Here is a 25,158-nt window from a genome sequence, read left to right as displayed (position 1 = left end):
CGGATGACGCTCGACACCGGCTCTATCGGCAGTATCAAAGACTTCGACCGCCCCGGTCTGCAGGCGCTGCTCGCTGATCTGGGCGAACCGCACTTCAGAGCTGGTCAGATCGAACGCTGGTTGTATGGCCGAGGAGTGAGTTCGTTTGCCGAGATGACGGATTTGTCAGCCGGCCTGAGGGAGAAACTCTCGGGTCGGCTGACGCTCCCGTGCGCCAAGATCGTCCAGCACCAAGTGTCGGCCGACGGCACGCGCAAGTATCTGGTCGATCTTGGCGACGGAGCCACCGTAGAGACCGTCGGGCTGCCGGCAGGCGACCGGCTCACCGTCTGCTTCTCAACCCAGGCCGGCTGTGCGATGGGATGTACCTTCTGTGCAACGGGAGCCGGTGGACTTACCCGAAGCCTCGGCTGTGGCGAGATGGTCGATCAGGTGCGCGTCGTAGCCCAGGACTTCGGTCGCCGAGTGACCAATGCGGTGGCCATGGGCCAAGGCGAACCGTTTGCGAACTACGATGCCGTATTGGGAGCCCTGCGGTTCATGAACGCGCCGCAGACGCTCAACATCGGTGCCCGCCACCTCACCGTCTCGACGTGCGGCCTCATCAACGGCATCGATCGCTTCGCACATGAGCCGGAGCAGTTCACGCTGGCGGTTTCTCTCCACTCAGCGGTCCAAGCGACGCGCGACCGGCTGATGCCGGGAGTCCGCGGGGTGACGCTCGTTTCCCTGCATGAGGCGCTTGCGGCCTACGCGGCCACCAGCGGCCGACGCCCGTCCCTCGAGTTCGCGCTCATCGACTGCGTCAACGACACCGACGCCGAGCTCGGCTCACTCATCGCCTTCTGCAGCGGGCTGCTTATTCATGTGAACGTCATCCCCGTGAACCCCGTCACCGAAAGCGGCTTCGTGCGCTCAAGCACCGGGCGTATCGATGCTTTCATGCGCGGCTTAGAGGCTGCCGGGATCGCGGCTTCCGTGCGCACCGAGCGCGGTACCGACATCGATGCCGCCTGCGGCCAGCTACGTCAGCGAGACAAGGCTGACGGACCCGTCGCTCAGTAGCGTCCATCCTTTGGGCGTGGGTCGTCGACTGGGCACAGCCCGCCCAGCGCGAAGCACCCATGGCACGCCTCGGCCGAGAACGAATCCCTGTGCGGATATTCTCCCTCAGCGAGAGCAGCAATCCGCTCCTTGAGGTCCCTCTCGATCTCTTCTGCATCCCGTGAATCGAAGTAGAAGGAGAGCGTCTGGGCTTCATGCTCAACAAAGGTGAAGACGACCTCGACGTCGGTTGCCCCAGCCCGCAACGCCGCCAAGGCATAGCACGACGCTTGGAGCCTGTATCCCGCACGTCTTTCTGGGGCCCCGTCGGGCGCCTTGCCCGTCTTGTAGTCCACGACAAACGCACTGCTCCCCCGCCATGAGATCAGATCAACGCTGCCCACCAGATCTGCCTCGCCGAGGCACACACGCAGCGGTTGCTCGCGATCCACGCGCTCCCCCGCATACGCCCTCTCAGCCACCGGGCTGCCGAGAAACGCGGCGATGGCCGCCACCAACCGCTCCGCTTCTACTCCATCGAGTTCGTAGCGCCTGATTGCGGCGTCGAGCGACTCGGCTCCTGGCCCTGACGCGTTTGCTGTCTGCAGCACCCCGTGGACCGCCGAGCCAAATCGAGCCGCAGATGGGCCGGAGAGTCCCGCCGGCTCCTTGAGCCCAAGGATCGACTGCACGTAGACGGAGTAGGGACACGTCTCGAACTGATGCAGCGCCGTATATGAGACCGTCCTTCTCCGACGGACCGGTTCGTCCTGCCGGCCGCGGGCAAGATCGATTGGCGCATGAGGCACCCGCGCCTGCGCCTGCTGAACTCGAAGTCGTGACTCTGGTTCAGCCTGCAGGTCAACCGTCGGCTGCATCTCGGCGGCGGGCGGGGTGACCACATCAACAGCAACCTCGACCGAGCCTACTGTTACCATGCCGCTCTCGGTCGTATCCCCGAGTGCCATGCGCACCCAGTCGATCAGGTGGTCCCCGCTGGGCTCCTTCAGGAGGTTTGAGGCTCCGGAGAGCACAAGCATCTCACGCGCCCTTGTGCACGCGACATAGAGGCAGCGCTTCTGCTCCTCGATCTCACGCTCGCGCAGCTCCTCGGCAAGCCGAAAGTGCTCAAGCGTTCCTTTCGTCTTGCCCGTCCCATCCGGAAGCTTCACGCCCACCACGGGCCGTCGGACTCCCCCGATCTCACGTGCGCCCACCAGAAATGTTTTCGCCGCACGGACCGTTTGGGTACCGAGGTCAGCGACGAATACGACCGGGAACTCAAGACCTTTCGAGCTGTGGATTGTCATAATCCGCACGGACTGGGTTCCAGTCTCGATAGCCGCCGTGCTCTCGCGCGAGGCCTCACGGCTCCGCAAGCGCATGCTCTCCACAAACGCTCCGACGTCGGATGACTCCGCAGCCTCAAACGCCTCGGCAAAGCGTGCGAGTTTCTGGATGTTCGCCCAAGCCCGGACGCCTTCGGCCCCCGCCGAGAACAGCGCGATATCGTAGTCGAACGCTTCGCAGGCATACGTGACGAACTCGCCGAGCCGCATGCCGGTTTGGGCGTTCCGCAGAACCTCGATCGCGCGATACGCGTGAGCCAGCGCGGCGGAATCCTCCTCCGACAGCCACCCGTCAGGCTCACCTGCCGATGCCTGCGCCTTCAGCGCGTCGTAGAGCCTGCCACGCGAGCCTGCAGTAGTCCTCAGTGCCAGGAGCGCGTCGTCTGATGCGCCGACCAGGCGACCCGCGAGAACCGACACGAGCGCATCGTCGTCGAACGGCAGCGCGATGACTCTCAGCAGCGCGAGGGCTTCTTCAACCTCTCGCGTGTCGAAGAACCCCTGCCCGGCGCTGACCCAGACCGGCAGTCCCCGAGCCTCAATCGCAGAGGCATACAGCGATGCGCTGGTCGCATTCCGAAGCAGGACCGCGATATCTTGGGCCCTCGTTCCCGCCGAGACAAGTCGCTCCACCTCCGCGGCGATGCTCTCGGCTTCACTCTTGCGACCCACCTCGATCTTCTCGCACACGGACGTATCGATCAGAATGCAGCGGACCCGCGTCCCGCCGGCGAGCGCCGAATCCGGCTCCTCAGCCTTACGCCCCGCGCTCAGCTTCATGAACGAGCTTCCGAACAACTCGGTTTCCGAGAAGGCCCCGTTCACAAAAGCGAGCACGTCGGGATGAGATCGGAAGTTGTCCCTGAGTTCCGCTTTGTTGTCGGTCAGCCTCCTGACCCGCTCAAAAATGCCCACATCCGCATAACGAAAGCCATAGATCGACTGACGTTCGTCGCCCACCACGCAGAAGTTGTCATTGCGCAGGTGGCCGAGAACGCGCATCTGCAGGTCGTTCGTGTCCTGAAACTCGTCGACCATGATCATTCGGAAGTGCTTGCGGTACCGCTCCGCAATCCGAGGATGGCTCTCGAACAACTGCGCGGCACGTTCTTGCAGGTCATCAAAATCGAGGAATCCTCGATCCCCCTTTACGGCCACATATGAAGCGGCGAACTCCCGCACCAGCTTCTCAAATCCCAGAAGGAGGCCTCGCTCCCTGATTCCCAGTAAGATGAGACTCAGCTCTGCGTTCGCCAAACGAAGGTGGCCTGCGGCTTCCTTCGCACGATCGTCCCCCACCTTCTTCGTTTGGAACGCGGCTACAATCTCCTCGAGCCGACCACAGTCGGCGTCGTCACCCCGAGCACATCCCCACAGTGAATCGGCATAGTCCGCAGCACATGCCCCGTTTCTTGCCGCAGCCGCCGAGCCACACTCGGCCGACAGTTGCGCGAGCGTCTGCGCACATCCGATCACGCTGGCCACCGCCTCGCCGAGCACCTCTTCGCCCGTCGGCGCCACAACGTCGCAGGGATCGAGCCCCATCGCCCTGATGTTGTCATGCAGCGCGAGCACTCCGGCACGAACCTCTTCGAATGAGTACTCGCGGAAGACCCCCGCGACATCCTGGTCGGCGGAGTACAAGCGTGCCGCGACAGACTCGAATGCCTCGGCCGTCATCAATGCCGACTCGAGTTCGTCGGCCTGAGAGAAATCGGGGTCCACACGGCACTCTAAGGCGTGCCGACGCACCAGCCTGCTGCAAAGCGTGTGGATGGTCGATATCCACGCATCATCCATCCGCCTTCCGACCTCAGGCGAGATTTCCTCGTTGACCACCCGCCTGACGCGCTCGGCGATTTCGCCAGCCGCTTTCGTTGTGAACGTGATGGTCAGGATCTGATCGATGGCGGATGGAGACCAGTCAGCTCCTCCTTTGGGGCTGAGCCCTTGTGCGAATCTGCGCGCCAACACGGTCGTCTTGCCTGATCCCGCCCCCGCGCTGATCGCCAAGTCCCCGCTGATGGCCTCAACGGCGCCACGTTGGGCAGGCGTGAGGTCGGCCGCCACTAGGACCGCCCCGCGAAGGTGCAGTCGGCAACCGCGCATCCCGTGCAGGCTTTCGGTGATCTGGGCTCACAGGGAATCCGTGCAGCCCGAATCCCGGCGACCGCTTCACGAGCGAGCATCAGCGCTCTCTCGAGCAGCGCCGTGAAGTCTTCGGGCGTCAAGACGTCCGTCTTCGTGATCCCTAAGTCATCCACGGCTCCGGCCACCAGAAGTCCCCTGGTTCCTGGAGACCTCAGGCCGCGAAACAGCCCGCCGACCACATCCAGTCCGAGTCCGGCCGATACGGCATGCAGGTAGAGTGGCAACTGCACCTTCCCCTTGTTTAGGATATCTGCGGCTGTGGAGCCGCCCGAACGCTTGTAGTCGGTGACGATTGCTCTCCTCTCCCCGTCAACATCGATCCGGTCTATCCGGCCTCTCAGTAGAAAGCCTCCAACATCAATCGGCTTTTCTAGGAACTCCCACTCAACATACGTGGGCTCAAAGCCCGACAAGATCTGAGCATCTTCCTCCACAATGCGTCGGATCCATCTCAGAGTCTCTTGGCGCTCCAGCCGCTCCTGCAGACTTGCGACAGGGGGACTCAGTTGCTCAACCCGACGATACGCTTCGGATATGACATCCTCGGCTCTGCGCAGGGTCGATGGCGTGACTCTCTTCGCACCTGTCGCCTCCGGCAGGAGTCGGTAGAACGTCGCCAGCACGGCATGCGCAAACTCGCCCTGCTCGGCGGCGCCAAATTGCCGGTCCACTTGATCGGGCCTCAGCACTCGCTCGCGAAACCATCGGTATGGGCACGCCATGTAGGCTTCGATCTCGCTTGCCGAGAACACATCCCTCGCAGCGAGCACCGCGGCAGATTCCGGTAGTTCGATGCACTCTTCTGTGCCGTGTGCGCGGCCCACGGCGGCTGCGACCCGCGGAGCCTGCCACTCTCCGAGGAATGCTTGAGTTCGCAGGGTCTCGCGCTCGCCGGTCGCCTCTCGCCCGTGATCAGGCATTTCGGCGAGGGCCCGATGTGTACACTCCAATGTAGTGATGCCATCCGCCGTTCGGTAGAGATCGAGCAACTCCTCGAGAAGCGATGAGGTCTGCACCGGCTCGCCGTCCGAATCAGTCGTGCAGGAGCTGAGGACCAGCCGACGCCTGGCTCGGGTCACCGTCTGGTAGAAGAACAGCCGGTCATACATCGATCCGGACCGTTCGTCCCCACCAGCACCGCCGAAGATTTCCAGCGCGTGAGCGACCGCGCCGCCGGGCAACATGTCTTCCGCGAAGCGCGCCGGGAACTCCCCCGCCTCCAGCCCGCCGAGAATCACTGCCTCAAATCGCCTCGACCTTACCCTCGCCACGCTCACGACTTGTACGCGCCCCGGTCGCTCAACCTCTCCTACAGGCAGCTCCAGCCGTTCAATAATGGCTAGCATCTCCCCCGCCTTCAGGGAAATCGGCTGAGCGTCGCATAGGTCACCGAGCGTTCGCAGCGCTGTCGCAAACGTCCGGGCGTCGCGTTCGGAATCGGATGCCAGGACGAGCCCGCTCCGAGTCCCCGCAAGCCGGAACACCCCGAGGAACAGATCTCTCCAAGAGGCCACACTTGTGCCGTCCACAGCTTTCCCGGCGCACACAATCGCCGCCTCAGCGATGCGTTGAGTGTCCGGCGACACTCGGCCGATGTCTCGCACCAGCCGCCGAGCATCGCTCTCGCCAGTCTTCCTCCAGCGTGTCTCCAAGCTGGCAGCTAGATCGAAATCAAGCCCGGAATACCCCGACTTCAGAAACGCCAGCAAGCGCTCTCGCTCCCGCGAAACGGCGAACGAAAGCAGGCTGACAAGCGCATGGCCATAAGCCCCAGTTCTCAACGGCATGCGCACGTCGAAGTCGGCGGCCACCCCGGCATCTGCGAACGCCTGCTTGAGTTGCGAGTAGTGCCGCGCGGGATCCCGGAATACCACGGCGATCTGCTCGGGCTGAAGCTCGTCATCCGCGAGCACCCGGCCAACTTCCTCTGCTATGCGCTGTGCCTCCGCACGCGGGCCTTGGGCCGTCGACAAACGCACCGCCCCCGTGCTCTTGATACGCGCCGAAGAGCCGAACAGGTTCGCACTCACCGCAACAAGCTCCGTCGCCGAGCCAAACTCGTCACTCTCTTCAACCTTCTCGAGAGTCGCGCCCGCCTCGACCAATCTGTCAACGAGACCATCCAGCGCTTGGGTCGCAGCGAAGCCTTCTTCCCAAGTCAGCGTCACGACCACATCCGCCCCGCGAAGGGCGCGGCCGACAAGGTACGCTTCTTGGGAGGCGGTAAGGTCCGTGAATCGATGCGCGACGATCGGGCCGGCAGCTTGATCTTCTCTGCGCGCCAACACATGGGCGGCCTCAGATTGCTCGATCATGCTATGACTTTCGAGTTGGCGAGCGTACGCCTCGATCAGTGTCTCAAGGAGTAGTGATGACGACGTTTCGTCTTGAGCCGGCTGCGCCTGTCGCCAAGCGAACCCCGTTTGCCCGGCGAGTTTGTCCACGCATCGCCCCGCGAGCCTAACCATTCCCGACGTGATCTCGGGGATCTGATCGGCAACCTGCCGAAGCAGCATCTCCCGGTGCGCCGAATTCGCGATCCTGCGACCGTCCCCGAACTCCTCCCACGCCTGTCGGATGTGCTGCTCAAAGGTCACTATCCTTACCCCGAGCGGAAAATCCTTCGATATCTCCCTTGCGGCGCGCTCCACATCCGGATCAGCGGGCAGCAGCAGAATAGGAGCCCTTCCTTCACGAAGGGCCTCCCGAACGTAGGAGTACGCCACCCCGGTCTTGCCGGCGTTCGCGCGACCGGTAACGCACTTGAGCGGCGACATGCTCCCGCGCTAGGCCTGGGTCTGCGTGTAGCGCTGAACGCCTTCGCGGATCTCGCGGACCTTGCGCCACGCCACTTCCTCTTCGCGCCCCAAGTAGTGGTCGACTCGCCCGCCGAGAACCTCTGCGGCCGATTCTGCCTTGTCCGCCACTGAGCGCGCCACCTCTGCAGCGCGACGCGCCTCAACGGCGAGCTTCTGGCGGGTCTTATTCCCGCTACTGGGTGCAAACAGGAGCCCTGCGACGTAACCCGCGGCTGCTCCAATAACAAGCCCAATGGCAAGATATTCCAGTTTCTGTTTCACTCTTCCGCGCTCCCGGATACGCTGACGGGTTCACCCGCAGTCAGGATGGCTACTATTCGGCTGAGATCATCTTCCCCTTGGAAATCGATCTCTATCTTCCCTTTGTCTTTGGTCAGCTTGACTCTGACATTTGTTCCCAGTTGACGACGCAACGTACGGGCGACGAGTTTAAAGGATTTGGGAGCCACAGGTCGTGGTTGCCGATCGACTTGGCCTGCCGCAAACAGCCGAGCAAGATTCTCGGCTTCACGCACTGACAGACCGTCGAAGATGATCCTGTGGGAAAGCTTGAGTCTGGTCTCCTCATCAGGAACCGACAGTACCGCGCGCGCATGACCCGCCGACATCTTGCACTCGTAGACAAGTTCTTGGACTTCCTCGGGCAGGTCGAGCAGCCTCAGCGCGTTGGTAATTGCCGAGCGAGACTTTGAAACGCGATCAGCCAACTCGGCCTGTGTCATACGGTACTCGCTCAGAAGCTTCTTGTAGCCCCGCGCCTCTTCAATGGCATTCAAGTCCTGCCTCTGAAGATTCTCAATGAGCGCAATCTCTAAAGACTCGGTCTCATTCTTCGAGAGAACCCGCACGGGAACCACTTCGAGGCCCAGCTGCCGAGCAGCGCGCCACCTTCTCTCCCCGGCAATAATCTGGTAGCCCTCCCCAAAGGGCCGTACGATGATTGGCTGCAGCAATCCCACTTTGCCGATCGAGTCCGCCAGCTCGGAAATACCCTCATCAGCAATGTCAGTACGCGGCTGTCCCGGATTTGGGGAGATCATTGCGATCGGAAGCTCATGTATTTCGCCGTTTGTCGGCGATTCTTGCGAAGCACTAGGAATCAGCGCCGAGAGACCACGACCCAACCCTCGCTTAGACACGTTCAACCACTTCCTTTGCAAGCTCTGTGTAGGCCACCGCACCTTTGCCGTTTGGATCGTACAGGGTTACCGGCTTCCCAAAGCTTGGCGCTTCCGAAAGACGAACCGAACGAGGGATGAGAGTTCGGAACACCTTGTCTTCAAAGAAGTCCCTGACTTCTTCGACGACCTGCTGGGCAAGCCGGGTCCGAGGGTCATACATGGTCATGAGAACACCAAACACCTCTAGGTCAGGGTTCAGGTGGGTCTTGACCAGGCGAACGCTGTCGAGAAGCTTTGACAGACCTTCGAGCGCGTAGTACTCACACTGAATTGGAATGAGGAGACCATCGGCCGCGGTAAGTGCGTTGATGGTCAGAAGTCCGAGTGACGGAGGGCAGTCAATTATCACAAACTCAAACTCGTCCCTTACCGAACGCAGTATGGCCTTGAGCTTGTTCTCGCGGCTCATGGCAGACACCAGTTCGATCTCGGCACCTGCCAACTGAATTGTTGCAGGAATCACGAACACATGTTCGACTTCAACCGGCTCGATGATGCTCGCGATGTCCACGTCGCCCAACAATGCGTCGTAAATGCACAGATCTCGCTGATTCTTGTTCAGTCCGAATCCCGAAGTCGCATTCCCTTGCGGATCAAGGTCAACAAGGAGAGTCTTGTGTCCCGAAGCCCCCAGGGCGGCCGAGAGATTCACCGCGGTTGTACTCTTTCCGACGCCGCCCTTCTGGTTGACGACGGCCAAGACCCTTGCGGAACCCGAACGGGGCTCCCTTAGAGGATCCAAATCCACCCCTCCTGCCCTCCGATGTGCATCGATGCGGATTATAGCCCAGCGAGTGTTCGCGTGATAGTCGTGAGCATTTATGCGAGGGGAGCACGCTGCGCTAGACCGGACCGCCGAGGAAGGGCGATCTTGGCTTCTGTAGACTTCTCGAACACTATGACCGTGCGAACTTCCCCTCCACCGGGAAGCGCTATCGTGCGCCTTGACTTCTCTGCCATTCCGACGAGATTCCCGGCCAGCTGCCCTCGGGCGATCTCCTCCTCTAGAAGAGCGCCCTTCAGCGCAATCAGGTGTCCTCCCGCAGAGAGCAACGGCGAGGCTAGTTCCACAAGTGCAGGTAAGGAGCTGACCGCGCGCGCGACTACAACTGCGTACACGCCTGAATTCTTGAAGGCGTGCTCTTCCGCTCGTTCAGCAACTACTTGCACTGCCTCAGACAGGCTCAGCCTGTCGACCATGCCCTGTACAGCCGCAGCTTTCTTCTTGACTGAGTCCAACAAGACTGACTGCCTGCCAGAAATGATAGCAAGCGGAATTCCCGGGTATCCCGCTCCCGTGCCGACGTCCACGATCATTCCCGCGGGCGCGTCTGTTAGCTCAGGCATGGGCACCAAGGAGTCGACGATGTGAAGTCGGAGAGCTTCCTCCTCAGTTGTGATGCGCGTTAGATTGAGCCTCTCGTTCGCTTCGAGCACGAGTGCGAGGTGCTGCGCAAGCAATAGCGTCTTGTCCCCCGTTGTTGAAAGGCCAATTCTTGCCAAGGCTTCGGCAATTGCTCGTCTGTCGATTTGTTTCACGTGAAACATCCACCTCCGAACTTGTTCGGGCGATTGTACCATCCAGTGAACCTCACGCGTTGATGTTTCACGTGAAACGTCCAGATCGTGCCGCAACCACTCTCCACGTCCAATTCCTGGACAAGCTGACAGAAACCCTTGACCCGTAGGTCTTTGGCGGCGACAAGAAAAACCTAGCACCTGCGCATTGGCCACTGCTAGAGCATTTCCGCAAACGAAGCACGCTAAGGGGTCTCTAGCCGCCCGAAGTACGAACGTCCCTGAAGCCACGCAGGATCGCGCCCCTTTTGGTGCCCGCTGACGACTTCCAGAACGCGCGAGCCCCGGTAATGAGAACGGAGGGAATATCATCGTCAGATGGTAGTTGAATACAGCGGATGCTTGTTCTCGGTCGAGCTGACCCCATTGCCCAGGGTCCGCGCTTCAGGATTGTCTTGCGGTTCTCGCCGAGGGAAGCTAGAACGACGGAAATGGCTCTGACTCGCCTCTGCTCAAACATCACGCCAGATAGGAGACAAACAGAACAACTCACGGGAAGTGCGCCCACAGGTTCTACCTGGCTACGCATGAGCTGAAGACTCACCCGATCCCTAAGTACAAATCAGCACAGCGACCAGTTATCGACCCTAAGTCTTAAGTAACCGCCTGTCGCGTAGAATTGTCTGAGCCACGCAACCAAAAAGGGGAGCGCCTAGGCGCTCCCCTTGAATCTTGGCGTTATGCCCCTAACGAGGTCTTACGACTACGAGACGGAACGGCTCAACGCCCTCACTTTCGGTCCGAACCCGCTGGTCGTTTCTTAGCACAACATGAACGATACGCCTTTCGTATGGAGTCATCGGACGCAGTTTTACTGGACGCCGCTGCTTTGCAGCACGCTCTGCAGCATGACGCGCCGTCTCTTCGACCTTCTGGCGCCTACGATGCCGATAACCTTCGACATCCATAACAACCGGGTACCTGAACCCCAACTTACGATTTGTGATTGCCGAAACGAGAACCTGAAGCGCATCCAGTGTCCGCCCATGTCGGCCAATCAACATCGACAGATCTCCACCGCCGACAACATCAAGGATGATTTCCCTTTCATCCCCTTCGTACTCTTCAATAGTGCATTCCGTGATGCCGAAGTAACCTAAGGTCGTTCGCAGTGTTTCCACAGCAGTATCGGCAACGAGATCGAGCTCCTCGTCGCTCAGTTCCTCCTCTTGAACCGCATGCAGCTCAACCGGAACCTTTTCATCGACGCTCTCTGGATCGTTCGCCTTCTCTCTTTCCGCCTCAATGGCCTGCAAATAGGACGCACGAATCCAGACTCGAACTTGAGCTGCCTTATCTTCCTGGAGCACCCCCCTGCTCGGCTCTTTCAGTACCTCATACTCAACAGTGTCTTGTTGTACTCCCAATTCCTCGAGCGCAGCGTCCAAAGCTTCGGCAACGCTGGACGCCTCCTTGATACACTCCTGCCGCATGGCCTCTCTCCATTCAAATAGCTCTTGGCAGCGCGAACTTACTGCTTTCGCGTCTTTTTGTTGGATGCTTTCTTGGCGGCCAAAGTGGCTCTTCTCTCCTCGGCCTCTTCAGCCTTCTTTGCCGCAACCACTGCATCTTCGGCCGCAGCCCGTTTCTTGGCCATCACCATGATCAGTTGCTGCTGAGCGATACCCCAGATGCTTGAGATGTCCCAGTACAGAAGAACGCCGGCAGGGGTGCTCCAGCCAAAGGCGAGCATAACCACCGCCATAACGGCGCCAAGGGACTTCTGTTGCTTGTCTCCCGGCATCAATGCCTGGGGCAGCCATATGCTGACTCCGAATATTATGACGGCAAGAACGTAGGGGATCGCGCCCAAGAAGCCTGATCCCCAGGCGGCTTGGGGGGTAATGGAAAGATCTGGCAAAATGGAGTAGAAGTGTCCGACTTGATTCGTATCTTGGAAATATTGGATCATCAATCCGGGCTTAGTGCCCCCGGTTCCTCCTGCGAGAACTCCATACAGGGCGAATAGAATGGGGGACTGGAGAAGAACCGGAAGACATCCCCCGAACGGATTGACCTTGTTCTCTTTGTAGAATGTAAGCGTCTCTTCTTGCAGCTTCTCTTTGTCGTTCTTGTACTTCTCCTGCAGTTCTTTGATTTTGGGTTGAATACGCTGAAGCTCGAGCATCGACTTCGTCTGTTTTGCGGTAAGAGGAAGCAGTAACACTCGAATTGCAACTGTGAGCAGCAGAATAGCCAACCCCCAGTCACCTACAAGCAGCTGAATCCACTTCAGCGCTTCGAAGATCCACTGCTGAAAACCCGTCCAGAGGTTCACGGAAAGGGAGCCTCCCTATCTTTGTCTACGGCCTGCTCTATGGAACAGGGTCATAACCGCCAGGATTCCATGGATGACAGCGCCCGATCCGTCTTAGCGCAAGCCACCCGCCTTTGAACACACCATAACGCTCAATAGATGTTAGCGCATATGTGGAACACGTCGGGCTGAATCTACACGACGGGGGAAACGCTGGAGAGATGAACTTCTGATAGATTCTAATAAGGAGAATCAATCCCAAGCGGGGGAGGGAAAGAATCCTTATCCCGACAGATTTCACGTGATAACCCCGGTCTTACCGAGAACGACCTTGAGCGCGGAGTCGAGTGCCCGAGGAGATGAGTCCCCCGTCTTCTCTCTCGAAATCAAGACGACGTCAAAGCCAGCCCAAGGACCTCCAACTCGACGAGTTGCCTCTCTTACGACTCGCTTGGCTCTGTTTCGCTGTACCGCACCACCAAGTTTCTTGCCGGCAACAAACGCAACGCGGCCCTGTGGGCCGCGTCCTTTGGGTGTATTGATGACGAGAGCTACCAGTATTGGGTGGGCTCCTCTTCTTGCGGCCCGAAAGACCATTTCTATCTCTCGCGAGGACTTGATGATGTTCATCTCATCGCCTCCCGAATGGACGACATCCTAGACGCAGAGGTCTTTGCGTCCCTTGCGCCTGCGCGCGGCAAGAACCAGACGTCCGGCCGCAGTTGCCATACGTGCACGGAAGCCATGGCTCTTGGCACGCTTCCGATTGTTGGGCTGGTAAGTTCTCTTCATGGTTCCTCCTTGGTTCGCTCCTATTCTGGAGCAAAGTCGGACGATTATACGTATGCCTCCATGTCGGTGTCAACTAGGGTTGATCCCTTCGTGAAGGCACATATTTCCTATTCTCATTAGGCCGCGATGGCCGGTTGGGGGTTCCCTGATTCAGTCGTCCGTAAACTGCCGAATATCTGGTCCTGTTTCGTGTACAGGGAATAGCTCTCGCATCTGTGGATACTGTGGAAAACGCAGGATACAAGCTTGTGGAAGCTGTGGAAAACCATGACCCGCTCGTTGTTGCGCCCTAACGCCTTTGTTATTATCAGCGACGTTCTACATACGCACCAGAGACAGCTTACTTCCCTTGAAATTGCCCCTTCTGGCATCATATTTCGACCGTTTATCTGGAATACTGGCCGTTTGCTTAGGACGCTTGTTCTAGGTCATCTTTTTCGCAGCGAATGTTCCAGCGGCTTGATCCTTTCATTGTCTGCATCTTTGATTCACTAATGCACTTTCCACAGACCCCCAAGAATCACTGACCGTAAACGCCTCTTTTGAGCAGCTATATCGCGATTCTTCGCAATGGTTCGTTCAAAGTTATCCCCATATGTGGAAAGTCGTGTGGACAAACGAGAAAAGACCTTGTCGGAAGCGGTCAGCGTGGTGGGTTGGTGGTGGAAAGACCCACTCATTATGAGAAAACAGGCGCTTGATGAGGCTCTTGAAGCGCCCATGTGCTTGTGGAAAGAAATGTGGATGATTGATCGATCTTGGAAAGTGGGGGGATATGAAACCGTTTTATACGCAACAAACAGAACCTCCCATTATTACTGAAGAGATGCGCGACTCATCTTCTATCTCCTGTGTTCACGGACGGGCCTTGATCGCTGTGTATGACGCCGCTGGAGCAGCTCCGAGGGTTGAGGAAATCTGTCCGACTTCCGTTAATGAGTACATTGAAGCCCTGGCTTCGCGCGTCTATGAACTAGCCCGCGAACAGGGCAGCACGATTCCTTATACAGTCATACGTGAAGTAACCGAGAACTTCATTCACGCGAATTTTGCGGAGCCTGTGGTTTCAATTCTGGATTCGGGAAGGACTGTGCGTTTCGCTGATCAGGGTCCAGGCATCTCAGACAAACAAAGGGCTGTTCTACCTGGATTTACGACCGCACGAGGCGCGATGAAACAGTACATTAGGGGCGTCGGATCCGGCCTACCGATTGTCTCGGACTATTTAAGTTTCTCTGGCGGCTCTTTGATTATTGAAGATAATCTCGGATCCGGATCAGTGGTGACTATTCGAACCGCGGCTCCTCAAGTTTCTTCCACCGATAAACAGGTCTTCTCGCACGAAGATACCAATGGGACTCCTGCGGACGAACCCTGCCAGTCTCAACTCGTGGGACTAAACGTAAATCCCAGGCTTTCCACACGTCAGAAGAACGTGCTCGCCCTCGTCTTGGAATCCGGTTTGGCCGGTCCGAGCTTGGTGGCTAAAGAGCTGCGTGTGGGGATATCCACTGCCTACCGCGATCTCGCTTTCCTTGAAGAGATTGGTTTGATCTCTTCGGATGGGGGTAAGCGAGCGTTAACCACCCAAGGACTCTCTTATATAGATGAACTGACCGGCCGATAGAACTCCAATAGAAAAGACCCACATATGTCGACTACTACTAATATTTCTGCGATCTGGACTGAAGTGCTGGAGATTGTGCGAGAAGAGCTCAACACGCCAAGCTTTAAGACATGGTTTGAACACACGACTCCGATCGAACTGACTGACGATGGGTACTTCATTGTCGGTGTGCAAAACGACTTTGCTCGGACCTGGCTTGAAGAGCGCTATTCCCAGCGTCTTGGAGCGGCACTTCATCAGGTAATCGGTATGGATATGACTGTCCGCTTTATTGTTGATAAGACTGCTTCCACTCTGGAACGACAACTAGAAGAGGAGACTGCGAAGGATGATGACTTCGAGCCAGAGCCACCATACGTAGCTCACCCCTCGAGGACCACTCCTGATTTTGATGCTAAGTACACCTTTGATTCGTTTGTGGTTGGGGAATCCAATAGTTTTGCTCGGAATGCAGCTCTTGCAGTCGCTGAACAGCCGGGGCTCAAATACAATCCTTTGTTTATTTGGGGAGGCCCGGGACTAGGAAAAACCCATCTCCTTCAAGCTATTGGGAATTATGTGACACAGAACTTCCCTCATAAGAAGGTCCTCTACGTCACTTCAGAGCAATTTACTAATGACTATGTTGACTCCTTGAGAGCTAAGAGGATTGACGGATTTCGGCAGAAATATCGAACTACAGATGTTCTCCTTATTGATGACATCCAATTCCTCGAAAAGAAGGAGGGGATGCAGGAGCAGTTCTTCAATACCTTCAATGAATTACAGCGCCGAGGGAAGGCGATTATTCTCGCATCTGATCGTCCCCCAAAAGACATTAATATGGAGGAGCGTTATCAGAGCCGCTTCGCTATGGGCCTACCGGCTGATATTCAGCCTCCGAACTTTGAGACGCGTCTTGCCATTCTCAGACAATATGCGGAGTCTCAACATATTCCTGTCCAGCAGGACGTCCTTGCCTATATTGCAGAGATTGCTTCGCCAAATATTCGAGAGATGGAGGGAGCTATGATCCGCATCGGCGCCTTCCGTGATCTCTCTAAACGACCTATTGTCGATTTAGTGATGGTTAAAGACGTGCTTAAAGATGTTTTCCCCGAGCGTTCCGTTCGGCCAATATCTGTGACTACTATTCAGCGTGAGGTTTGTCGTTTCTTCAGTGTGTCTTCAACCGACCTAATTGGTAGTAAGAGATCCCAGTCGATCGTATATCCACGACAGATGGCTATGTATCTCTCTAGGGAGCTGACTGATCTTTCTTTACCAAAGATTGGGGACGAGTTTGGTGGACGCGATCACACTACCGTCATGCATGCAACAGCTAAAATACAGAAGCTTATGAGTGAACAAAGAGATGCCTACAACCAGGTACAACAGCTTACAAACTCGATCAAACATAAGAGTTGAGGAGGGTTTCCTTGGAAGCCTTCTGGGGATAAAGCCCGGGATAGCTGGTGGAAAAGAGATTATGATCAGTGGATAAAGAGACTCTGTTTGAAATAGGACACTATGTTCTTTTTTGTTCCACAAGACTCAAGAGATGGGAACGCCCTTTCTGACCAGCACTAACTACCTTTATACACATATCCACAGCACTTATTACTGTTACTACTAGATATTTAAAGAAGGGATTAATAGTGAAGTTTACAGTCGCCCGAAGCGAACTCCTTGAAACTCTCTCGGTCGTAAGTAAGGGGATGTCTGCCCGATCCACCCTGCCTATTCTCTCAGGAATTCTCATAACCACTCATGGCGAAGAGATAACACTACAATCGACCGATCTCGAAGTATCAGTTCGCCGATCCTCTCCGGCCTTGATCGAAAAGGAAGGAAAAGTCGTTCTTCCTGGCAAACTTCTGATGGATATAGTCAGAAATCTTCCTGAAGCTGCAGTAACCATCGAAACTGAAGGGGAGGTAGCCTTAGTACGCTGTCAACACTCTTCATTCACTGTGAGAACTCTAAATTCGGCCGATTTTCCTAAGTTTCCCGCTGTTCCTGTGGAAAAAAGCATCATTCTTCCTTCATCTATTCTCTCACTCATGGTGAGACAAGTATCAAGAGCTGTAAGTAGAGATGAGACAAGAGCTGTTCTTACGGGAATACTTTTTGTGGTTGAAGGCTCCACTGTTCGGATGGTGGCGACAGACTCTTATAGGTTAGCTGTCAGTGAGATGTCTCTAGTACAGCCGGCAGGAGATATTCAAGTTGTAGTGCCCGGAAAAGCTCTAGAAGAAGTGACCCGCATGGTCACCTCTTCAGAAGATATCAAAATCGGTGTTTCTGAGAATCAAATAGTATTTGACTTCTCAAACACAACATTCATCACAAGAGTTGTGGAAGGAAACTTCATAAATTATAGGCAACTAATTCCTAAAGAATCAAACACAGCAATAGTTGTTTCAAGCGAAGAAATAATATCTGCTGTAAGAAGAGTATCACTAATGGCTCTACATAATACACCTATAAAGTTCACAATAAACAGTGAAGATCAGACACTATCACTATCATCAGCAAGTCAAGATATAGGTGATGCATCTGAAGATATTATGGTGAAAATAGAAGGTAATGATATAGATATCGCTTTCAATCATACGTTTCTTATTGATGGGCTTAACTCGGCAGGAACACAGAATCTTCGTATAGAGCTTCAGAGCCCGCTAAAGCCAGGTATTATCAAGACTGTAGGAGATGAAGGTTTTCTCTATCTTCTGATGCCTGTGCGTTTGAACTAGACAGTAATGTCTCTCGTTTTAAGACATCTTCTCCTGAAGAATTTTCGGAGCTATTCGGAGTTTCAGATAGTTCCCGGGACAGATATAACTCTACTCACGGGGCCAAACGCGGCAGGTAAGACCAATATCATTGAATCCCTTCAGTTACTTACCGCTGCCGAATCATTCAGAAAGCCTCAAGGAAATGAGCTTATTCGGTGGGGAGAAACCTATGCTCTTGCCGAGATGAAGGCTGAGGGTGGGGGGCGGTCACTAGATATCCGAATGGAGGTCAGGGAATCAAGAAGGAAGGAGTACTACATAAATGGAAAGAAGCGTCGCCGAACTATAGATGTGGCTGGCATCATTCCATGTGTAGTTTTCACGCCGGACGACCTAAAGATGGTCAAAGATTCTGCGGATAAACGCAGAGAAACACTGGATGGGGTTGGAGATCAACTTTCAATAACCTATCGCGCTAGAAGAGTTGAATATGAGCGAATTGTCAGACAAAGGAATCTCTTACTACGAGATCCGTCGACTCAAGCAGAAGTACTAGCAGTTTGGACAAACCAACTAATTGAAAAAGGGGCAGCCTTTTCCGGTCATCGAAAACGGCTGTTTGATCGGATAGTCGCCCATATGACAGAAATCTACACTTCTCTCACTGTAGGAGAAGATTTGCAGGCCTTCTATCAGAGAGCATGGCTAAAAGATATCGAAAACAGTTCAAAGATAGATCAGGAAGAGCAAATAAGAAATGAAATATCAAGAAGGGTTTCTGAGGAAAAGTCACGAGGTATGAGTCTTGTTGGGCCTCATCGCGATGAGATTATTTTCACATTAAACGGGCGAGACGCTCGTGTTTTTGCATCACAAGGTCAACAGAGAACCATTGCTTTGTCCTGGAAACTTGCTGAAGTGATGGCAATTAAAGAAATTACCTCACAACCACCTATTCTTCTTCTTGACGACGTTATGTCTGAACTCGATGAGCAACGTAGGTACGCCCTGACTGAATCAATTAAGGAAGTACAGACGTTCATTACAACCACAAACTTGGGCTATTTTGATGAAAGCCTGATACAAAGGGCGGAAGTGATCAGCCTCCCGTGAAAAGGACAGGTAAGCAGACGAGACTATCCTCTGCGCTAGACAGTTTGGTCCATAAACTCGACCGGAAGAGCGGCGGGGCATATTCGTCGGCACGAGTGATGGCTTCATGGGAGAGGGTGGCCGGGCCGATGGTGTCAAGCCACACAACGGGTGCCCATTTACGTGAAGGAACTCTGATTGTCTACGTCGACAGTCCGGTCTGGGCCAATGAACTCTCATCTATGGCTGAAGGATACAGATGCGGTGTAAATTCAGATCTTGCTCAGGAACTCGTAAGAGAAGTGCGCTTCAGTGTCTCAAAGAGCGTTGCGCTAGCACGCCGGATCACTAAGGAAGAATTTGAACTCGAGGAGTTCTACGCCCCAGACCAAACTGTCTCGGTTTCTCTCTCAGATAAAGAGATGGAGGATGTCATCTCATCCACCTCAATGATACTTGACAACGGACTCCGAGAGGCGGCGATAAGGGCCGCGGTAAAAGATCTTGAGTGGAAAAAGGGTATACGGGTACAGAACTGCCCTCAGAAGCCCTCAGAAGGCGTCTAAGGCGCCTCTATTAGCCTTTCACCACTAGAGGTTGTGGTACAATCCGAAAGGCAACCACTAGATGTCGTCTGCCCTTATTGGCGCAGATTTGACGTATATGGCCGACAAAGGAGCCATTTGTGTCTGTTGATCCTACATATTCAGGTAAAGATATCCAGGTGTTGGAAGGTCTCGAAGCCGTTCGCAAACGTCCCGGGATGTACATCGGATCCACAGGTCCGAAAGGCCTTCACCATCTAGTCTATGAAGTTGTCGATAACTCAGTCGACGAAGCTCTGGCCGGGTACTGCACGACCATCGATGTGGTGATACACGTCGACAACGCGATCAGTGTCGTAGACAACGGCCGAGGAATTCCGGTAGACAAGCACCCAAAACTCAAAAAGCCGGCGCTCGAGGTCGTTCTCACGATTCTTCACGCTGGTGGCAAGTTCGGCGGCGAAGGATACAAAGTCTCAGGTGGACTCCATGGAGTCGGCGTCTCGGTGGTCAACGCTCTATCTTCACGTCTTGATGTTGAAGTGAAGCGCGACGGGTTCATCTGGACACAGAGTTATGACCACGGCAAACCCATGGAAGCGCTCAAGCAGGGAGCCAAGACGAAGATCACTGGGACCACGATCACCTTCTGGGCTGACTCAAAGATCTTCGAAACCACCGTCTACGACTATGACACCCTTGCGACCAGGTTCAGAGAAACCGCGTTTCTCAACAAGAACCTCAAGATCTCCCTCACAGACGAGCGCGAGCTTGAACCGAGGCGAGAGGAGTTCCGCTATGCGGGTGGCATTGTCGACTTCGTGAAGTACCTCAATGAGAACAAGGAGACGCTTCATGCGCGCCCGATCTATTTTGAGGCCGAAAGCCCCGAGGGCCAGGTTGAGGTATCTCTGCAGTGGAACACCGGCTACTCGGACTCAGTGCTGGCGTTTGCCAATAACATCAACACCCATGAGGGCGGAACTCACCTCGATGGGTTCAAGAACGCTCTCACACGAACCATCAATGAGTACGCTCGGCGCCAGGGCATCCTGAAAGAGAAGGACGACAATCTCTCAGGAGAAGACATCCGGGAAGGCCTGGCCGCGATCATCTCAGTGAAACTTCGGGATCCGCAATTCGAGGGTCAAACCAAGACTAAACTCGGCAATACCGAAATGCGTGGGCTTGTACAATCCGTCGTCACGCAAGGACTGGCCGAGTACCTCGAAGAACATCCGGGACCTGCTCGGCAGATCGTGACAAAATCAACTCAGGCAGCCAAAGCGCGCGCCGCTGCGCGAAAAGCACGTGAACTGACTCGTCGCAAAGGTCTTCTCGAGTCCTCAACTCTCCCCGGAAAGCTTGCGGACTGCTCAATCAAAGACGCCGCTTTCGCAGAGATCTATTTCGTCGAGGGGGACTCGGCCGGCGGCTCGGCAAAGCAGGCTCGCGATCGGTCGTTCCAGGCGATTCTACCGCTGAGAGGCAAGATTCTGAACGTCGAGAGGGCTGGCTTGAGCCGGGCGCTGTCATCGGAAGAAATCCAAGCAATGATCACGGCGATCGGGACGAACATCGGCGAAGAGTTTGATATCACTTCGGCGAGGTATCACAAGGCGATCATCATGACCGACGCCGATGTAGACGGGGCACATATCAGGTGCCTGATCCTCACGTTCTTCTACCGCTTCATGCCGCAGATGATAGATCAGGGCTACATATATATTGCTCAACCTCCGCTGTACAAGGTCAGCTTTGGTAAGAAGCATGAATATGCCTACAACGATGCCCAAATGCAGCAAGTGCTCGCAAAGCTTCCAGAAGGCACCAAGACCTCAATCCAGCGATACAAAGGTCTCGGCGAGATGAACCCCCAGCAGTTGTGGGAAACCACGATGGACCCGTCGAGTAGAACGCTTCTGCAGGTCACGATGGACGACGGGCTCGCAGCCGAGAAGGCGTTCACAGATCTTATGGGTTCTCTGGTCGAACCACGTAAGGAGTTTATTCAAAGGCACGCCAAAGATGTCAGGTTCCTCGACATTTAGTGTGCGCAGCAGAGAAGATCGGGAGCGATCTTGGTGGAGGGTGAGTTCAGGTTCAAGCCGGTTGAACGCCGAGAAACGCGGCGGTTTGAGCCTCCACCCTGGGAGAAGGAAGCCTCCTCCGCTAACACTGAGAAAGAAGTAGAGCAAGCGGCCGAGGAGGGATCTCCTTCAGAAGAGAGAGCTCAGGCTGAAGGAACGGGTACCACAACCGGCGTGGGTGTTGAAGATCGGCAGGTTGAAGAAATGCTGGCACAACTGAAGGCTCAAGAGCCTTCAGAGAACAAGAGCCTCTGGAAAATGAACCTTGCCGCGGCGGGCGTTATTGTAGTGGTAGGGCTGCTTTGCTCCATATGGGGGACTGCGGCAATCGCTAAATCCGGAGGCGGCATCATGGGCACGATCACAGCGCTCGTGCTGCTTCTGACCGGTCTCGGGTTTCTCGGCGCCGGAGTCAAGATAGGTCATAGAACTCTACGACAGCGAGGGGTGCTCTAAGTGGCAGACGAAGACGGAACGATCGACACAAGCGGAACCACAACGCTGCCGATCGAAATCCAGACGGAGCTACGGAAGTCCTTCCTGGAGTATTCCATGAGCGTTATCGTCTCGCGCGCGCTTCCTGACGTGCGTGACGGGTTGAAGCCGGTACACCGCCGCATTCTGTATGCGATGAATGAGTCTGGGCTCACGCCGACGCGTGCATACAAGAAGTCCGCGTGGACCGTCGGTGAAGTCATCGGTAAATACCATCCTCACGGAGACTCCGCGGTATACGACACGATGGTTCGCATGGCTCAGCCGTTCGCGATGAGGGCGCCGCTTGTTGATGGCCACGGCAACTTTGGTTCCGTCGACGGCGACTCCGCGGCAGCCATGCGATACACGGAGTCGCGGCTCCACAGGCTTGCGATGGAGCTGCTGCGCGATCTCGACAAGGAGACGGTCGATTTCGGCCCCAACTACGACGAGTCGCTGACAGAACCGCTCGTTCTGCCGAGCCGGTTTCCTAACCTGCTGGTGAACGGCTCGGCGGGTATTGCGGTCGGCATGGCCACCAACATTCCGCCGCACAATCTGGGTGAGACGATCGATGCGGCGCTGATGCTGATCGACAACCCGGAGGCCACGCTCGACGAGTTGATGACGGTGTTGCCGGGCCCGGACTTTCCGACTGCCGGCGTCATCATGGGCCGCGAGGGGATCCGCTCGGCGTACGAGACAGGTCGCGGCTCGCTGTCCATCCGCGGCAAAGCGCACATCGAGCAGACCTCGACGGGACGCACCCGCATCATCATCACCGAGATCCCCTACCAGGTGAACAAGAGCAAGATGGTCTCGAAGATCGCCGAGTTGGTCCGCGAGAAGAAGCTGACCGAGATCAGCGACCTGCGCGACGAGTCGGACCGCAAGGGAATGCGTGTGGTCATCGAGCTCAAGCGCGACTGCATCCCTCAGGTCGTGCTGAACAAGCTTTACAAGCACACACAGCTTCAACAGGGCTTCGGCGTGATCATGCTCTCCCTGGTCGATGGTGTCCCTCGGACACTCACGCTCAAGGAAATGCTTTTCTACTATATAGAGCACCAGAAGGACGTCATCATCAGGCGGACGCGCTACGAGCTGCGCAAGGCCGAGGAACGCGCCCACATCTTGCAGGGCCTCATCATCGCGCTCGACAACATCGACGAGGTCATTTCGATCATCCGCTCGAGCAACGATGATGCCGAGGCAAAAGCCCGCCTGATCGAGAGGTTTGGTCTCTCCGAGATTCAGACCGACGCGATCCTCGAGATGCGCCTGCGCCGCCTCACCGGCCTTGAGCGCCACAAGATCGAGGACGAGCTCACCGAGCTTCTCGGCAAGATCGACTGGTACTTGCGCGTGCTCGGCGACATCAAACTGGTCATGCAGATCATCAAGGACGAGCTCACTGAGCTTCGCCAGAAGTTTGCCGACAAGCGCCGCACCGTCATCACCAGCGCGGCCAAGGACCTCGACGTCGAAGATCTCATCGCCGAGGAAGACATGGTCGTCACGATCACGAAGACCGGCTACATCAAGCGCCTTCCCGTGGGCACGTATCGCCAACAGAAGCGCGGCGGCAAGGGACTTCAGGGTGTCAATCTGAAGGACAACGACTTCGTTGAGCACCTTTTCATCGCCAGCACTCACGACTACGTGCTCATCTTCTCGACCAAGGGCAAGGTCTACCGCATGAAGGTCCACGAGCTGCCGGTCGGGTCTCGGCATGCGCGCGGTACCGCAGTGGTCAACCTGCTGCCGTTCGAGCAGAAGGAGAAGATCGCGGCCGTCATCAACACGAAGTCGTTCGCGGGTGACGAGCACCTGATGTTCGCAACCAAACACGGCATGGTGAAGAAGACCGCGATCGGAGCCTACGACCGCTCGCGTCGTGACGGCATGATCGCAATCAACCTGCGCGACGACGACGAGCTCATCTCGGTGCGTCGCGTTAAGACCGGCGAGAAGGTCATCATGGTCTCCTCGGCCGGTAAGGCGATCAAGTGGAACGAGGCCGAAGCTAGGGCGATGGGCCGCGACACAACAGGCGTCAAAGGGATGGCGATCGCCGACGGCGAAGCCATGCTGGGTATGGAGATCGCGCCGGCGGGAGCCGAGCTCTTTGTGGTGACGGAGCACGGATACGGGAAGCGCACTCCCGTCGACGAGTATCCCGAGCACCATCGCGGAGGCCAGGGAGTCAAGACGATCCAGGTGACTTCCAAGAAGGGCAAGCTCGCCGGCATGAAGATCGTCTCGCCGCAGCACGAATTGATGCTCATCTCTGAGGAAGGCGTGGTAATCCGCGTCAAGGCCGACGACATCAGCAAGCTGGGCAGGTCGACGCAGGGCGTCAAGGTCATGAACGTCTCTGAGTCGGACAGAGTCTCGGCCATAGCGCGCGTTAGCGGCGGTACCGCCAAGAAGCCGAAGGTACGCCCCGTAGCCGAGGGCCAAGGCTCGCTTCTGGACACAGAGAAAGAGGATGTCGTCGACGAGGAGCCGATGGACGACCTCGAGATGGAAGCCGAAGAGCTGGCTGCCGAGGAGTTCGAGGACGCCGAGGACGCGGAAGCCACGGAGGCGGACGAATAGACGCGGAAATCTTGCAGCGGGTGGCTGCCGTCGAGGCGGTCTTCTTCGACCTCGACGGCACACTCGTTGACACGATGGATCTTATTCTGGCCTCAGCCCGGTACGCGACAGCCGTGGTTCTGGGCGAGGCATTACCGGATCACATGCTGAAGCACAACGTCGGGATACCGCTTGGGCAGCAGATGGAGGAGTACGCGCCGGGTCGTTCGGAGGAGCTGGCAGCCATCTACCGCGAGCACAACGCTACCGTGCACGACGAGCTCATTCGCGAGTTCCCAGGCACCGAAGACGCTCTTGAGGCGCTGCGGGCTGCGGGATATCGGCTGGGCGTGGTGACTTCGAAGAGTGTGCCGGGCGCATGGCGCGGGATCGACCATTTCGCGCTGGGACACTTCTTTGAGACGGTGGTGGGGTTCGAGGACACCAGTACTCACAAGCCCGGGGCGGAGCCGGTTCTGCTGGCGGCAATGCGCCTCGGCGTTGACCCGCGGTGCTGCGTCTATGTGGGGGACAGCCCTCACGACATGTCGGCAGGCAAAGCTGCGGGTATGCTTACGGTTGCGGCCCTCTGGGGACCTTTCCCTGAACGTGTGTTGGAGCCCGAACCGGACTATGCTATTCAAGCTATCGGCGATCTTGCCGATCTTCTCGGGGGAAACGGGAAGAAGTACCGCGTTCTCGGGTAACAACTTGGAGCACGTCATCACGTGCCGAGGAGGTATCTCATACCGTGTCGAAGAGATCCAAGACCATCATCGCCCTTGCCGTCGTCCTCGTACTCGCAGGCGTCGCCACCTGGCTGATCGTGCGCTCCACCACAGCCGGGACCCTCGTCTCT

21 protein-coding genes are annotated in these 25,158 nt (G+C 56.4%); 10 read left to right on the top strand and 11 right to left on the bottom strand.

The window, feature by feature from the left end; genetic code table 11:
• Window positions 1–3: 3 nt before the first annotated feature.
• Complete coding sequence (gene rlmN / locus HGA39_07635) at window positions 4–1,065, top strand: 23S rRNA (adenine(2503)-C(2))-methyltransferase RlmN (protein ID NTW29213.1); 1,062 nt, start codon at window positions 4–6, stop codon at window positions 1,063–1,065.
• On the opposite strand, the gene HGA39_07630 is transcribed toward rlmN, so the two are convergent.
• From HGA39_07630 to rpmH, 11 genes are all read right to left on the bottom strand, one after another.
• A complete protein-coding gene (locus HGA39_07630) occupies window positions 1,059–4,502 on the bottom strand; it encodes a UvrD-helicase domain-containing protein (GenBank protein NTW29212.1) in 3,444 nt (1,147 codons plus the stop codon). The two genes, rlmN and HGA39_07630, sit on opposite strands and share 7 nt — an antisense overlap.
• Entirely contained in the window at window positions 4,463–7,321 is a 2,859-nt protein-coding gene (locus HGA39_07625) for a hypothetical protein (protein ID NTW29211.1), read from the bottom strand. The genes HGA39_07630 and HGA39_07625 overlap by 40 nt, the downstream gene beginning before the upstream one ends.
• Window positions 7,322–7,330: 9 nt before the next feature.
• Window positions 7,331–7,612 (bottom strand): YtxH domain-containing protein, encoded by a 282-nt coding sequence (locus tag HGA39_07620; GenBank protein ID NTW29210.1) that lies wholly within the window; start codon window positions 7,610–7,612, stop codon window positions 7,331–7,333.
• 8 nt (window positions 7,613–7,620) lie between these two features.
• Complete coding sequence (locus HGA39_07615; protein ID NTW29209.1) at window positions 7,621–8,508, bottom strand: ParB/RepB/Spo0J family partition protein; 888 nt, start codon at window positions 8,506–8,508, stop codon at window positions 7,621–7,623.
• Window positions 8,495–9,292, bottom strand: coding sequence for a ParA family protein (locus HGA39_07610; GenBank protein NTW29208.1), 798 nt, complete (start codon window positions 9,290–9,292; stop codon window positions 8,495–8,497). The genes HGA39_07615 and HGA39_07610 overlap by 14 nt, the downstream gene beginning before the upstream one ends.
• Before the next feature lie 71 nt (window positions 9,293–9,363).
• The gene (rsmG, locus tag HGA39_07605) at window positions 9,364–10,083 is read right to left on the bottom strand and encodes a 16S rRNA (guanine(527)-N(7))-methyltransferase RsmG (protein NTW29207.1); all 720 of its coding nucleotides are present in this window, start codon (window positions 10,081–10,083) and stop codon (window positions 9,364–9,366) included.
• A 725-nt stretch (window positions 10,084–10,808) separates the two neighbouring features.
• Entirely contained in the window at window positions 10,809–11,555 is a 747-nt protein-coding gene (locus HGA39_07600; protein ID NTW29206.1) for a KH domain-containing protein, read from the bottom strand.
• Window positions 11,556–11,593: 38 nt separating this feature from the next.
• Complete coding sequence (locus HGA39_07595) at window positions 11,594–12,322, bottom strand: YidC/Oxa1 family membrane protein insertase (GenBank protein ID NTW29205.1); 729 nt, start codon at window positions 12,320–12,322, stop codon at window positions 11,594–11,596.
• Between the two features lie 115 nt (window positions 12,323–12,437).
• Window positions 12,438–12,659 carry a membrane protein insertion efficiency factor YidD gene (gene yidD / locus HGA39_07590; protein NTW29204.1) on the bottom strand — a complete coding sequence of 74 codons (222 nt, stop codon included), beginning with the start codon at window positions 12,657–12,659 and terminating at the stop codon, window positions 12,438–12,440.
• Between the two features lie 17 nt (window positions 12,660–12,676).
• A complete protein-coding gene (gene rnpA / locus HGA39_07585; protein ID NTW29203.1) occupies window positions 12,677–13,009 on the bottom strand; it encodes a ribonuclease P protein component in 333 nt (110 codons plus the stop codon).
• Between the two features lie 27 nt (window positions 13,010–13,036).
• Window positions 13,037–13,171 carry a 50S ribosomal protein L34 gene (gene rpmH, locus HGA39_07580; protein NTW29202.1) on the bottom strand — a complete coding sequence of 45 codons (135 nt, stop codon included), beginning with the start codon at window positions 13,169–13,171 and terminating at the stop codon, window positions 13,037–13,039.
• 775 nt (window positions 13,172–13,946) lie between these two features.
• On the opposite strand from rpmH, the gene HGA39_07575 reads away from it, so the two are divergent.
• From HGA39_07575 to HGA39_07535, 9 genes are all read left to right on the top strand, one after another.
• Window positions 13,947–14,798, top strand: a complete 852-nt coding sequence (locus HGA39_07575) for a histidine kinase (GenBank protein NTW29201.1) — start codon at window positions 13,947–13,949, stop codon at window positions 14,796–14,798.
• Between the two features lie 24 nt (window positions 14,799–14,822).
• Complete coding sequence (gene dnaA / locus HGA39_07570) at window positions 14,823–16,205, top strand: chromosomal replication initiator protein DnaA (GenBank protein ID NTW29200.1); 1,383 nt, start codon at window positions 14,823–14,825, stop codon at window positions 16,203–16,205.
• Between the two features lie 230 nt (window positions 16,206–16,435).
• Window positions 16,436–17,533 (top strand): DNA polymerase III subunit beta, encoded by a 1,098-nt coding sequence (dnaN, locus tag HGA39_07565; GenBank protein NTW29199.1) that lies wholly within the window; start codon window positions 16,436–16,438, stop codon window positions 17,531–17,533.
• 6 nt (window positions 17,534–17,539) lie between these two features.
• Window positions 17,540–18,628, top strand: coding sequence for a DNA replication/repair protein RecF (gene recF, locus HGA39_07560; GenBank protein ID NTW29198.1), 1,089 nt, complete (start codon window positions 17,540–17,542; stop codon window positions 18,626–18,628).
• The gene (locus HGA39_07555; protein ID NTW29197.1) at window positions 18,625–19,173 is read left to right on the top strand and encodes a DUF721 domain-containing protein; all 549 of its coding nucleotides are present in this window, start codon (window positions 18,625–18,627) and stop codon (window positions 19,171–19,173) included. The genes recF and HGA39_07555 overlap by 4 nt, the downstream gene beginning before the upstream one ends.
• Window positions 19,174–19,292: 119 nt before the next feature.
• Complete coding sequence (gene gyrB / locus HGA39_07550) at window positions 19,293–21,203, top strand: DNA topoisomerase (ATP-hydrolyzing) subunit B (protein NTW29196.1); 1,911 nt, start codon at window positions 19,293–19,295, stop codon at window positions 21,201–21,203.
• Window positions 21,204–21,446: 243 nt separating this feature from the next.
• A complete protein-coding gene (locus HGA39_07545) occupies window positions 21,447–21,698 on the top strand; it encodes a hypothetical protein (GenBank protein ID NTW29195.1) in 252 nt (83 codons plus the stop codon).
• Window positions 21,699–24,320: a DNA gyrase subunit A gene (gyrA, locus tag HGA39_07540; protein ID NTW29194.1), complete on the top strand. Its 2,622-nt coding sequence runs from the start codon at window positions 21,699–21,701 to the stop codon at window positions 24,318–24,320.
• A 74-nt stretch (window positions 24,321–24,394) separates the two neighbouring features.
• Window positions 24,395–25,006 (top strand): HAD-IA family hydrolase, encoded by a 612-nt coding sequence (locus HGA39_07535; GenBank protein NTW29193.1) that lies wholly within the window; start codon window positions 24,395–24,397, stop codon window positions 25,004–25,006.
• Window positions 25,007–25,158 lie beyond the last annotated feature (152 nt).

The sequence above is a fragment of the Coriobacteriia bacterium genome (assembly GCA_013336165.1).
In the GTDB taxonomy this organism is placed as follows: domain Bacteria; phylum Actinomycetota; class Coriobacteriia; order Anaerosomatales; family JAAXUF01; genus JAAXUF01.
The sequence above is the reverse complement of the archived record's forward strand: the minus strand, read 5'-3'. Positions and strand labels throughout refer to the sequence as shown.